Source organism: Bradyrhizobium sp. Ghvi (assembly GCF_900115265.1).
Lineage (GTDB): Bacteria > Pseudomonadota > Alphaproteobacteria > Rhizobiales > Xanthobacteraceae > Bradyrhizobium.
In genome coordinates this window covers 21160-33753 of the sequence record NZ_FOVU01000005.1, presented here as the reverse complement: position 1 = coordinate 33753, position 12594 = coordinate 21160, and the positions used below count along the sequence as shown (strand labels likewise).

The window sequence follows — 12594 nt, the reverse complement described above, 5'->3', positions numbered from 1 at the left end:
ACATGGCCGCAATTGACACCACGAACGATCAGCGAACCGCAGCGCGAGCTATTGACCTGCAACAGCTTCGACTGGCGGTTATCGCGTGCGACTACGGAAGCTTTCGACGAGCCGCAGAAGCGCTTTCGATCAAGCACAGCGCCTTCAGCCGCGCTATTGGCCAGCTTGAGTACCTGCTGGGGACTTCACTGTTTGAGCGCTCGAGCGGGGGAATCAAGCCTACTCTGGCTGGCCGAGCGGTTCTCCGAATTGCGCGGTTGATCTTGGAACAAGTCGACATGCTCGTCGCGACAGGACGGTCCGGTGGTCGCGGCGACACGGGCCATATTGTCATTGGCTTCTACACGTCGATGTCCACCGGCAACTTGCGCGCGACGATAGGTGAGTTCAAGAAGCTGCTCCCGCAACTCGAGTTGGTGACCGTGGAACGCTCTCGCTCTCGCCTGATGACTGCCCTCCGTAACGGTACCGTCGATGTTGTAGTTAGCCCTGGACGTCAGCAGTCAAAGGACACCAGATCACTACTGCTGTGGAGCGAACGGATCCTGATCTCGCTGCCTCAGAACCACTGCCTAGCATCTCGCGAGATCATTTATTGGACCGATTTGCGTAACGAAAAAATCCTCTTAAGCGAGTATGATCCTGGACGAGAATTCGAGGATCTCCTGATCTCCAAACTCGTGCTACTCGACGACCGACCCAAGGTGGAGCGCCATGATGTAAGCCGTGGCATCATCAAGAGTCTGACGAGTATGGGCATGGGGCTCAGCCTGGTGATGGAGTCCGATATTGGTGCAAGTTTTGCTGGCCTTGTGTACCGGGAGTTGCAGGACGGCGCGGGACCAAGCCGGGTGGACTTCTATGCGCATTGGCGCGACGACAATGGGAATCCGGCCCTGAAGCGTTTCCTCAGTCTGTTGGCAGAACGCTATCCCTCACCTCCGCCGGCTTTTGTGGAATGATCGGTTCGTCTCGCCTTTGCAAATCCGCGATCCGTGGCCATAAAGCGCGCTAGCATCGGCGCGATTAGCTTCGCCGCATCGACGCGCTGCCCATTTTCGCGTGCGACGGCCTCTGAATAGGCGACGAGATCCCGATGCACTGATGCTGGAAGCTCAATGGTGACCTTGACCGGCTTGTCGTCTGGCAGAGATCCTATTCTCAGCTTGGGCATCCCCTATCCTCCGTATGGCGCAAGTATGAGGTCACGGTTGACGACAACGCGAACCGGGAAGCCGGGTCGCACGGTCAGAGTGGGCTGGATGTTGAGGCTACGCCGAACTACCTGCTGTCCTGTCTGGTTCAGTGAATCCGAGGCGCCGTGTCGCAATGCTTGGATGATGGCGCTGTCGTTGCTGTTGGTGTCCGAGCCGGCCCCCAGTTCGGTTCCAACCGCTAGAAAGGTCGATAGTGCCGCAGCCTTGAACAGCTCACCCCAGTGATTGTCGACCTGGTCTTCCAGGCCCGCGTAGCCTGCTGTATCAGCGCCGGGCTGCCGCTCGAGAACGATGGAACGTCCATTCGGCATTATCAGCCGTGTCCAGACCAGCAAGACCCGGGACTGGCCGAATGTGACCTGACTGTCGTAGATCCCGATCAGACGCGCTCCCTGAGGCACAAGCAGAACGCGTCCTGTCGGTGTGTCAAAGACATTCTCGGTGACCTGCGCCGTAATCTGGCCTGGTAGGTCCGATCTGATTCCGGTAATCAGGGCTCCCGGAATGACCGTCCCGGCCTGCACGATATATGGTGAAGCTGGCCTGGTGACACGGTCAGGACTGATTGTGCGACGGTCCACGGTTGCGTTGACGAAGGCAAGCTTGCGGTCCTGACCGTTCTGCGCAGACCCATCGTCGCCAGTGCTCGTTATGTTCGGTGGCACGACACGGTCGCTTCCAACTGCCGCAGTGCTGGGCGGACGCACTTCTCGTCCATTGGTCGACGCGAACAAATGGCTGATGCGGGCTGCTTCGGTCTCTTGATCTCGGCGCTGCTGTTCCGGATCAGCGCCGATCGTCGGCGACTGGCCTTGAGCGGCAAGGATCGGTCGACCGAGGTCTCCGGGAAGCGGCGGCCCAAGCTGCGGGATTGTCTGGCGCGGAACGCCAGCGTAGTCCTTCGGCAGCGTCGTGATGCCGTCAGCAACATTGTGATGCTCGGTGCTGTAAAGCTCATCGGCCGCCTGGTTTCGGGAACGGTTGTTCTGCAGCGACCACAGGACCGCTCCACCGATGACAAACAGAGCAACCGCGCTCCCTCCAGCCAGGACTTTTCGCGACAACCGTGTCACGCGCGGATGCTCTGCTCTCAGGCGGAAGCTCCTCGACTGCTCCTCTTGTGTCTGCGGCGGAATTGCTTGCTCGTGATTGCTTTCACTCGGGGTATTCATGACGACGGCCTCGCGTCGGTCCTGACAATCCTGACCTTCTGCTGATGCTCACTGCCAAGCCGGAGTTCGGCAGCTGCAAACAGCCGATCGACGATCAACACGTTGCCGTAGGCGCGATAGTTGACGAGTTCGGCTTTGCCCTCAGGGCCGATGACAAAGAGGGGTGGCATCTCACCTTGGACGATACCTTTAGGGAATTCGACATAGACCTTGCGTCCATCGTCATATGCGGCGAGCGGCCGCCAGGGAGGACTATCCCCTTCGATGGCGTAGCGGGAGATACGCTGCGCCGGATCCGGAAGAACGGGTTTCAGAGCGACTGAACGGGATCGTTCGCGCGCTGTTTCCGGATAATACCAGGCAACAGATGGCATGTAGGGCCGCTCGCGGGAGCGGAGCTCGATCAGGTAGGTGCGCCGGTCGGTATTGACGACGAGATTGGTTTCAATCGATGCGCGGGTTGGCTTAACAAGGATATGGACGCGACGCGTGTCGCCGCTCCCGCTCTCGGTATCCCCCACGACCCAGCGTACGGTGTCTCCTGCCGCAATGGGCCCTGATCCTGTTAACTGCTCTCCTTCCTCGAGCGCGATGTCCGTGATCTGCCCCGGTGCGGCGTAAATCTGATAGAGCGCCCCAGGACTGTAGGCGTAGATTTGCGCTGCGTTGAAATACCCCCGCTTGCGCGGTTCGACCCGCGCTGCGCTGTTTGCCGTTTCAACCCGGCTCACGGGTTCAACGTCTTCCTTTCCTCCCGACTTGCCGCCGAGGGCCGGCTTCCAGAGGGGTGGAACGTGAAGCGCCCGCGATCTGTCGTCGAGAACCACAGGCGTCGCCGGTAACGGAGGCACTTCAGCGTCATAGCTGATCTCCGGCGGTATGTAGGTCGCGCACCCACCGAGCGCCGAGGAACCAAGCAGGAGAGCAAACAAGACTGCTCGCTTCGCGGTCAAGAATTCGGGCCAAGTCGGACTGATCCTGCTGCGCGGGACGGTGTACCTCGAATGAACGTCAGACGGCGTCTTGGTCACTGACTCAACTCCTTTGACCAGTTGATGGCGCGGACGTAGATGCCAAGGGGATTCTTGCGCAGGCGTTCGGCATCGCGGGGTGTCTCGATCACGATCGAGAGAATTGCAGTCCAGCGCTCGGTCGAACTCAGAGAGCCGTTGTCGTAGACTCGCTGGGTCCACGCGACGCGAAAGCTCTCCGAAGACGCGCGAATGACGCTCGAGACGTCTACGGAGATTTGAGCCTTGCCCAGCTTCGCAAAGGGGTCATTGTTGCGCGCATAGTCGTTCAGCGCAGCCGCGCCACGATCCGTCGTAAAATCATAAGCGCGGAGCCAATTCTGGCGCAGAACGATGCCGTCGGCCGGCAGGCCTCTGACATCCTCGATAAAACGCGCCAGATGGTAGGCGATCTGCGCATCAGTGGGTTGATAGTCGATGTTTGCCGGCGCAACCCTTTGTGCCTGGCCGAGATGGTCCACTTCAACCACCCACGGCGTGATCGAGCCTTGGCTCGATTGCCACACCAAGCCACCTGCGAGACCGGCCGATAGCACTAAGCAGCCGAAGGCCATCAAGCGCCAGTTCTTGGCCTGCATGCGGGCAGATCCAATGCGTTCGTCCCAAACCTGCGCTGCCTTTTGGTACGGCGTGATCGGCTCGGGCATGCGCCCGTAGTGAACGGAAGGTCGTTTGAACATCGATGGTTGCCCCTGGGATCAAGTGATCGGTTTCGAGTCGAGCGGTGTCCGCGTTCGAGACGCCGCGCAGTTATTGGGAAGGTGATGCTGCGAGTCAGCGCTCTCCTTCAGACAAATCGACAGAAGACCCGCTTCCACCGTGATCGCCTGAGCGGACCGCGTGGCCGGCTGCCGACGCCCCGTGCCGAATAGTCTCGGCACGCTTCATGCGCCGCGCCCAATCGGGCTGCCCGTCGGCCGACGTGCTGGCGGACTGCGCGCTGGTTTGCCCACCGCCACCGAGCGCAGCCGCTGCACGACGCAACGGGCTCATGGCAGCGGAAGCGCCGGCCTCCGCGACGCCGGCAAGGCCGCCGCTGCGGTAGGCCGCTGACGCTCCGCTCATCGCAGCTCCGCCACTACGCGCGGCGCCCGCAATCGCGCCGCCAGCGAGACCAGCACCGCCGGCGGCAAGACCTGCGCCCGCCGCAACAATGCCGCCGGCAGCAAGGCCTGTTCCAACCGCGGCGCCGGCGCCGAGTTGCGGTCCGCCTGACACAAGGCCGTTTGCGATACCCGGACCGAAGATACCGAGACCCAGTAAGGTGAGCGCCGCGAGCACCAGCGTCATCGCGTCTTCAATGGTCGGCTGTGCGCCGCCGAAGCCAGCGGTAAACTGCGAGAAGAGAGTTGATCCGATGCCGACGATGACGGCCAGGACCAAAACCTTGATTCCAGAGGATATGACGTTGCCGAGGACCCGTTCCGCCGCGAACGCAGTCTTGCCAAATAATCCGAAGGGAATGAGCACGAAGCCAGCGAGCGTCGTGAGCTTAAACTCGATCAGGGTCACGAAGAGCTGGATCGCCAGAATGAAGAAGGCGAGTAGCACCACGACCCAGGCGAACAGGAGAACGACGATCTGGACGAAATTCTCGAAGAAACTGATGTAGCCCATCAGGTTGGAGATCGAATCGAGCAGCGGTCGGCCGGCGTCGAGTCCAACCTGAGCGATCTTTCCCGGTCGCAGGAAATCTGCCGCGGAGAGGCTTGCGCCGGATGCTTTCAGCCCAAGCCCGGCAAAGCTCTCGAAGACGATCCGCGCCAGGCTATTCCAGTTGCCGATGAGCCAGGCAAAGACACCGACGAAGAGCGTCTTCTTGACGAGGCGCGCGATAATGTCCTCGTCCGTTCCCCAACTCCAGAACAACGCCGCAAGCGTAATGTCGATCGTCGCAAGGGTTGTCGCCAAATATCCGACGTCACTCCCCAGCAACCCGAAGCCGTTATCGATATAACGCGTGAACGTTTCCAGAAACTGGTCAATGATCCCCGGGCCAGTCATGGTCTGCTCGCCTCAGGTGCCACAAGGTTCGGATATCCCTGCGGGATCCGGCTCTGATCCTTTGGGGCGGGCGCCAGACCTGCGGCGGAATCGTCCTGGCCAGGGTCTGCCGGACCGGTTCTTTTGCCAAGAAAGCGGCGCCGGTTTTCGTCCCAAACCTGCTTGCAATGCCGATAACCGGCCGTTTCCTGCGGAGTGACGCCGCGGCAGTGTGCGAGGTCGGAGCTGGATGTATCGGTCCTCTGCTCCGCCATCGGTGCTGCCGGAGACTCGTCTCCGCCACGAAGCTGAATCGTGCAGGCAGCGACGACCAGCACGCCGATTGTCGTGAGCAGCGACAATGCCTTGAATGCCCTTACCTCGGTCATCAGTGGAACATCTGCACGTTGGATGATTGATAGCCCTGCCCAGGTGTCAGGAACCGCCGAAGCTGTTCTCGTCCCTGATCCTGGGCCGAGGCGCGTTGGGCCGCTTCCAGGCTCTGCGCCCTGCCCTGCGCCGCCGCCGCCGCCGTCAGATCGGCGAGTTGTTGAGCTTGAAGCGCGAGGATCTGGTTACCGGCCTGAGTTGCCTGCAGGGCGCCACTGGCACTCTGGCTCGACCTTACGAGGGCGGACGTCTGGATGCGATTGGTGTCGAGGTTACCAACGATGCCGGCCTGGACGCGAAGCGCGTCTTGCGTTGCGGCATAGGAATTCTGCCAACGCGATTGAGCGTTAGAGATCAGCAACTGGTTCGACTGGCTGCTGGTGGCTGGCGCGTAGCTGGTCGAGAACGCGCGATCGATCTGCTGCACGTCGTATGCGATGCGCTGGGCCTGGGCCAGCAATTGCTGGGTCCGCTGGATCGAGGATTGCAGTTGCTGCAGCGACGAGTACGGCAGGTTTGCCAGATTCTTTGCCTGATTGATCAGCATCTGCGCCTCGTTCTGCAACGAGGTGATCTGATTGTTGATCTGCTGGAGCTCCCGCGCAGCGGTCAGGACGTTCTGAACGTAGTTGTTCGGATCAAAGACGATCCACTGCGCTCGCGCGGGCACCGCGGCGCCGAACGTCAGGGCGATGGTGCCAGCGGTCGCCAATAAACCAAATCGCTTCATAGCGATTTCTCCAGATTGACCAGATTCGGGATCAGATCCGTCGCCCATGCGACGCCGCGGTGCTGAAGCCAGGCCGGCACGAAGCCGTCAGGTCCATGCTCGGCCAGGAGTTGCGTGATGGTCGCTTGGCCTGTCTTCGAAGAGGCTGCGGTGAAGGCGAGTGCCACCTCACCAAGCCCGAGTTCGAACATCCGGTTGCCGCGACGGGACTGACAGTAGTAGTCGCGCTTTGGCGTTGCCCGGCTCAAAAGTTCGATCTGCCGGTCATTGAGGCCAAAGCGGCGGTAGATCGCAGTGATCTGCGGTTCGATCGCTCGTTCGTTCGGCAGCAACAAGCGTGTTGGGCAACTTTCGATGATAGCCGGCGCAATCGCGGAGCCATCAATGTCCGAAAGCGACTGTGTGGCGAAGATGACGGACGCGTTCTTCTTCCGAAGCGTCTTCAGCCATTCCCGGAGTTGTCCCGCAAAATTCTCGTCATCGAGGGCAAGCCAACCTTCATCGACGATAAGGAGTGTCGGCCGGCCATCGAGACGATCACCAATCCGATGGAAGAGGTACGCCAGCACGGCCGGCGCCGCACTCGTTCCGATCAAGCCTTCGGTCTCAAACGCCTGGACAGAGGCCTCGCCAAGGCGCTCGAATTCGGCATCGAGCAAGCGCCCGGAAGGTCCGCCGAGGCAATAAGGTTGCAAGGCGCGTTTCAGAGAATTTGATTGGAGCAGGACTGACAGGCCCGTCAGGGTGCGCTCCTCCCTCGGCGCCGAAGCGAGAGATGTCAGCGCCGACCACAGATGGTCCTTGACCTCCGGGGTGACCTCGACTTTTTCCCGTGCCAGGATCGCGCCGATCCATTCCGTCGCCCATCCGCGCTCGGAAGGATCATCAATCCAGGCCAGCGGCTGCAGGGCGACGGGTTGTTCATCTCCGTCCGACAATGCACCGCCGAGATCATGCCAGTCGCCACCCATGGCGAGCGCGGTCGCACGAATTGAACCGCCAAAATCGAACGCAAAGACCTGAGAGTTCGGGTAACGCCTGAACTGTAGCGCCATCAGCGCTAGCAGGACTGATTTTCCAGCACCCGTCGGTCCCACCACAAGGGTATGACCGACGTCGCCGACGTGGAGCGAGAATCGAAATGGCGTTGATCCCTCGGTCTTGCCGAACAGAAGCGGCGGACCCTTGAAGTGCAGATCCCTCGCCTCGCCGGCCCACACGGCCGACATTGGAATCATATGGGCGAGGTTTAGGGTCGATACCGGTGGCTGCCGCACGTTCGCATAGACATGCCCCGGCAGGCTGCCAAGCCAGGCTTCGACGGCGTTCACCGTCTCGATCATGCAGGTGAAATCGCGGCCCTGGATGACCTTCTCGACCAGCCTCAGCTTTTCATCGGCAGCACCGGGATCGCCGTTCCAGACGGTAATGGTCGCCGTAACAAAGGCTTGTCCGATCTGATCCGACCCCAGTTCCTGCAACGCCGCGTCGGCATCGAGCGCCTTGTTGTGTGCGTCGGTATCGAGCAGCGTCGACGCCTCGTTCGTCATGACCTCCTTGAGAATGGCGCCGATGGACTTTCGCTTGGCGAACCACTGCCGCCGAATCTTGGTCAGCAGCTTGGTGGCGTCGGTCTTGTCGAGCATGATTGCGCGCGTCGACCAACGATACGAGAATGCCAGGCGATTCAGGTCGTCCAGGATCCCCGGGGTCGTCGCGCCCGGAAAGCCGACAATCGTCAAGACCCGCACGTTCGCTGAACCCAGCATCGGCTCTAGCCCGCCGGTCAACGGCTGGTCGGACAAGAGCGCATCGATATACATCGGAATCTCGGGTACTCGAACGCGGTGACGCTTGGTTGAGACCGTCGAGTGCAGGTAGGTCAGCGTGTCCTGATCATCGAGCCAGCCGCATTCCGGCATGAACCCTTCGACGAGTTGCAGCACGCGGTTGGTTTGATCGATAAACCCGCGCAGCACCTCGCGCGCGTCTGCGCCAACAGTCCGATCGCGGCCCTCATAGAGCAGGCGCTCCGCCCTGGAGGCTCCCTCCTCCGGCGGCAGACAGAGGAAGGTTAGGAAATAGCTGGACTCATAGTGAGCGCCGGCCTCTTCGAACTGGGCCCTGCGTTCGGCATCGACCAGCGCGGACGCGACATCCGGAAATGTACTCGGAGGATAGGCCCCAGCAAAATGACGTTGCGCCTCAACAAATACGGCCCAACCAGATCCCAGACGGCGCAGGGCGTTATTCAGGCGACCGGCGACGCCGACAAGTTCGGCCGGTACCGCGCTATCGAGGTCAGGCCCCCGGAACTTTGCTGTCCGTTGGAACGAGCCATCCTTGTTCAGGATGATTCCCTCGTCGACGAGGGCTGCCCAGGGCAGGAAGTCGGCGAGACGCGCGTTGGAATGACGATATTCGGCAAGGTTCATCATGACCGAGAACTCAGGTGTTGAGATGGCCTGGAATGCGCAGATGTCGGCGCACCACATCGACGAAGGCGGGATCGCGTTTGGCGGCCCAGACGGCGGCCATGTGGCCGATGAACCAGAGGACAAGACCCGCGATCCAGAGCCGCAATCCGAGCCCAAGGGCTGCCGCAAGCGTGCCATTGACGATCGCGACCGACCGCGGCGCGCCGCCCATCAGGATCGGCTCAGTGAGCGCGCGGTGAACGGGCACGACAAAGCCTGTGACCGGTTCATCCATCAAACCACCACGCCGCCGCCGAAGGAGAAGAACGACAGGAAGAAGCTCGAAGCCGCAAACGCGATCGACAGACCGAACACGATTTGGATCAGCCTGCGGAAACCACCGGACGAATCCCCGAACGCGAGCGTGAGCCCGGTCACGACGATGATGATAACGGCGATGATCTTGGCGACCGGACCTTCAACCGACTGCAAGATCTGATTGAGTGGTTGCTCCCACGGCATGTTCGAGCCAGCCGCCCATGCCGGCTGAACTGCCAAAAGCACCGTGCCGAAGGCAGCCAACGATGCACCTCGAAGAAAACGAAATTGCTGACGCATGTCAGTCTCCTGTTGATGAAACGTTGTAGTCACCGACGGCACCGAGCCCCTTGACGATAGCGAGTTCAGTGAGGCGACGGTCAGCGCCGCGCCCCGCAAGCACAGCAACGAGGTTGATCGTCTCCGCGATCAGGGCGCGCGGAACCGTAATGACGGCTTCCTGGATGAGTTGCTCGAGCCGCCGCAGCGCGCCCAACGCGGTGCCCGCATGAATGGTCCCGATGCCACCGGGATGCCCGGTGCCCCAAGCCTTAAGCAGGTCGAGCGCTTCGGCACCGCGAACCTCACCGACCGGAATGCGGTCAGGACGCAGTCGCAGCGAGGAGCGAACCAGGTCCGACAGCGTGGCCACGCCATCCTTGGTCCGCAAAGCTACAAGATTGGGCGCTTTGCACTGAAGTTCGCGGGTATCTTCGATCAGAACGACCCGATCAGCGGTCTTTGCCACCTCGGCCAGGAGTGCATTCGTCAATGTCGTCTTGCCGGTCGATGTCCCGCCGGCGACGAGGATGTTCTTCCGTGCGGCGACCGCGCTCTTTAAGATCTTGGCCTGCTCGGAGGTCATGATCCCCCTGCCGACGTAGTCGTCGAGCGTAAACACGGCGACTGCGGGCTTGCGGATAGCAAACGCCGGGGCGGCAACGACCGGAGGCAAAAGGCCTTCGAAGCGCTCACCAGTTCCAGGCAGCTCTGCCGATACCCGCGGCGCGCCGGCATGCACCTCGGCGCCTACGTGATGCGCAACCAGGCGAACAATGCGCTCGCCATCGGCTGCGGACAGGGTTTCACCTGTGTCCATCAGACCATTCGACAACCGGTCGATCCACAGCCGCCCATCCGGGTTGAGCATCACCTCGATGATCGCTTCGTCTTCGAGGTAGCCGGCGATCGCAGAGCCGAGCGCGCTGCGCAGCATTCGCGCTCCACGCGAGCTCGCTTCCGATTCAATGGAATGGATTGCCACGGTTCGTCCCCACCGAATGAGGACATCGAAAGAGCGCCCTCAGATGGGGATGATTAGAAGAGGCACTGATGGGCTTGGCGCAACAAGCGCTTTCGGAGATCGTAGGCTGGCGTAGAAAAAGAAAGATTGAGAACTGATGTTTGACGGCAACTTAATCGTATCGGTTCGCTGCAAGTTGCTGCTCACCACTCCAGATCGTCATCCGCGGGCAGGAGGATGACCGAACTCTCATACAAGCCAACTGACTCAAGAGCATTGGGAACATCAGCAGGCCTGAAGACGAGGATTGAACTCATCCACGAAGCGATGGATCGGCACCAGGGCAGCGCGAACCAGACCAACGTCGCGATTTGCAGTGCCACGTTTAGACCAAACGCAGCTTGATAGGCTTGGACGGGCCTATGTCCATCAGTTGCGGACCATTGCTCCAGGATAAGACCTGTCACGTATTGCGCCAGAAATGCCCAACCGAAGTGCAAAACGTTCAAGGCACCATTGGCACGACCGGCAAGCTCCGGCGGAAAGTAATCCGCTATTACCGCGAAGCTAACCACGGTTGCCGTTCCGACAATTGCGACAACGGACCACAGCAAGATGGACGGCAGAGGCGCTCGCAGGACTACGGCTATCTCGGCTGCGATAAACAGCACCGCAACCATCGCCAATATTGTCTCCGCGCCGGCTCCTCTCCGTTTGACGTAATGCACGGTCATACCAAACAACCAGGCACCGCAGCTCAGGACGATCGACATGATGAACAGCTGTCTAACGAGACTTGCGCGATCAAGCTCCTCGACGTCTGTCAGCCACGGCGATGCCCACAATCCCTGCAAGGACCAGGACGATCCAACGCAAGTCGCCGACAACGGGGCCATGCGCCAAAAGCGCCGATCGCCGAAAACGGAGCTGAGGGTGGCGCGCGCTGTTGACAGGACATCGCGTCGTTGAGGCACCACGACGTAGATGAGAAGAGCCGTCGCTCCGGTCGCAGCCGCCAGGATCTCAAAGAGCTGCCGCCAGCCCATCCAGGCGAGCAGGTGCTCAACAGGAGACGTAGCGGTCACCGCTCCTAGCGATCCCAGCATGATCATGTAGCCGTTCAGTAAGGCAACTCGTTCTCTGGGGAACCAAAGGATAATGGACTTCAGTCCTGCTGTCAGCGCCGCCGCCACCCCAAGCCCGATCATTGCTCGCGCAATCAAAAGGGATAGGAAGCCGGTCGACACCGAGAACAGTCCGGCGCCGAATGCTGCGAGCAACAGCAGAACGCTCTGGACGCGACGCGGACCAAAGCGGTCCAATAGAATACCAACGGGGATCTGAGCCGCTGCGAAAACAAGAAAGTAGACTGACGTAAGCAACCCGAGATCGGCAGCCCCAACCCCTGTATCTGAGCTGAGATGGCTGGCGATCAGAGCGTTGATCGTTCGAAACAGATAAGAGAGATAGTACCCAGCTGCAAAAGGGAGAAAGACGCGCGCGATTCGACGGCATCCTGTTGAGATTTGCATGCTGCCCCCCTTTGCTCTCAGCTCGCTCGAGCCGATAGCGCGTCCAGCTTTTTGTCAGTTCGGTTAAATCGCTGCGGTCGTAGACCGGCGTAGAAAAAGAAGGTCCGGCGAAATGGTCTTTCTACATAGTTCAGTCAGGTTTCTTCCGCCGGTTCCTGATGGCGGATATCTTCTGGAATCTCGCGCAGAAAGCTTTGCCCCTTCTGCAAACGGCGCCCGAGCGCCTCGACAAATCCTTCAAAGCGCTCCCGACCCTTTGCCTGCGCGGCCGCCTGCGCGTCGTTGGGTAGCGGCGGCGTGATCGTCAGCCAGAAACGAATGAAGAGGGCCATGGTCTCGGCTGTCAAACCAACATCGCGCTCCAGTCTCTGCATCTGACGCGACAGTCGATCCAGCCGACGGGTAAACGCCGCCTCCCGCCTGTCCGCTCCATCCGGTGACAGAAACGAAGCAACCGCCGCTTCCACGATCGCGGACCGAGAGAGCTTCTTGCGATCGGCGAATTCCGAGATCTGTTTCAGAAGCTCTGGCGAGAAGTAGACGTTCATCCGGTCGCGCATG

At 60.6% G+C, this 12594-nt stretch carries 14 protein-coding genes; 1 reads left to right on the top strand and 13 read right to left on the bottom strand.

Annotated elements, in window-relative coordinates; genetic code table 11:
- Positions 1-2: 2 nt before the first annotated feature.
- Complete coding sequence (locus BM374_RS19595; RefSeq protein ID WP_092296850.1) at positions 3-962, top strand: LysR family transcriptional regulator; 960 nt, start codon at positions 3-5, stop codon at positions 960-962.
- Here the strand turns inward: BM374_RS19595 and BM374_RS19590 are convergent.
- The 13 genes from BM374_RS19590 to BM374_RS19530 all read right to left on the bottom strand — a co-directional run bounded on the left by BM374_RS19590 (position 929) and on the right by BM374_RS19530 (position 12593).
- Positions 929-1174, bottom strand: coding sequence for a DUF2274 domain-containing protein (locus BM374_RS19590; protein ID WP_092295126.1), 246 nt, complete (start codon positions 1172-1174; stop codon positions 929-931). The genes BM374_RS19595 and BM374_RS19590 overlap by 34 nt on opposite strands.
- Positions 1175-1177: 3 nt before the next feature.
- Complete coding sequence (locus tag BM374_RS19585) at positions 1178-2389, bottom strand: TraB/TrbI/VirB10 family type IV secretion system protein (protein ID WP_092295124.1); 1212 nt, start codon at positions 2387-2389, stop codon at positions 1178-1180.
- The gene (gene trbG / locus BM374_RS19580; RefSeq protein ID WP_177248417.1) at positions 2386-3420 is read right to left on the bottom strand and encodes a P-type conjugative transfer protein TrbG; all 1035 of its coding nucleotides are present in this window, start codon (positions 3418-3420) and stop codon (positions 2386-2388) included. The genes BM374_RS19585 and trbG overlap by 4 nt, the downstream gene beginning before the upstream one ends.
- Positions 3417-4100, bottom strand: a complete 684-nt coding sequence (trbF, locus tag BM374_RS19575) for a conjugal transfer protein TrbF (protein ID WP_092295120.1) — start codon at positions 4098-4100, stop codon at positions 3417-3419. The genes trbG and trbF overlap by 4 nt, the downstream gene beginning before the upstream one ends.
- A 94-nt stretch (positions 4101-4194) precedes the next feature.
- Positions 4195-5424, bottom strand: coding sequence for a P-type conjugative transfer protein TrbL (gene trbL, locus BM374_RS19570; protein WP_092295118.1), 1230 nt, complete (start codon positions 5422-5424; stop codon positions 4195-4197).
- The gene (trbK-alt, locus tag BM374_RS19565) at positions 5421-5792 is read right to left on the bottom strand and encodes a putative entry exclusion protein TrbK-alt (protein WP_092295116.1); all 372 of its coding nucleotides are present in this window, start codon (positions 5790-5792) and stop codon (positions 5421-5423) included. The genes trbL and trbK-alt overlap by 4 nt, the downstream gene beginning before the upstream one ends.
- Positions 5792-6523, bottom strand: a complete 732-nt coding sequence (gene trbJ / locus BM374_RS19560; protein WP_092295114.1) for a P-type conjugative transfer protein TrbJ — start codon at positions 6521-6523, stop codon at positions 5792-5794. The genes trbK-alt and trbJ overlap by 1 nt, the downstream gene beginning before the upstream one ends.
- Positions 6520-8961, bottom strand: coding sequence for a conjugal transfer protein TrbE (trbE, locus tag BM374_RS19555; RefSeq protein ID WP_092295112.1), 2442 nt, complete (start codon positions 8959-8961; stop codon positions 6520-6522). The genes trbJ and trbE overlap by 4 nt, the downstream gene beginning before the upstream one ends.
- A 10-nt stretch (positions 8962-8971) precedes the next feature.
- Positions 8972-9235 carry a VirB3 family type IV secretion system protein gene (locus BM374_RS19550; protein WP_092295110.1) on the bottom strand — a complete coding sequence of 88 codons (264 nt, stop codon included), beginning with the start codon at positions 9233-9235 and terminating at the stop codon, positions 8972-8974.
- Positions 9235-9558, bottom strand: coding sequence for a TrbC/VirB2 family type IV secretion system protein (locus tag BM374_RS19545; protein ID WP_092295108.1), 324 nt, complete (start codon positions 9556-9558; stop codon positions 9235-9237). Before BM374_RS19545 ends, BM374_RS19550 begins: the two co-directional genes overlap by 1 nt.
- Before the next feature lies 1 nt (position 9559).
- The gene (gene trbB, locus BM374_RS19540; RefSeq protein WP_177248416.1) at positions 9560-10474 is read right to left on the bottom strand and encodes a P-type conjugative transfer ATPase TrbB; all 915 of its coding nucleotides are present in this window, start codon (positions 10472-10474) and stop codon (positions 9560-9562) included.
- Positions 10475-10704: 230 nt separating this feature from the next.
- The gene (locus BM374_RS19535) at positions 10705-12033 is read right to left on the bottom strand and encodes an MFS transporter (RefSeq protein ID WP_092295104.1); all 1329 of its coding nucleotides are present in this window, start codon (positions 12031-12033) and stop codon (positions 10705-10707) included.
- A 134-nt stretch (positions 12034-12167) separates the two neighbouring features.
- A complete protein-coding gene (locus tag BM374_RS19530) occupies positions 12168-12593 on the bottom strand; it encodes a CopG family transcriptional regulator (protein ID WP_092295102.1) in 426 nt (141 codons plus the stop codon).
- Between the last annotated feature and the right edge of the window lies 1 nt (position 12594).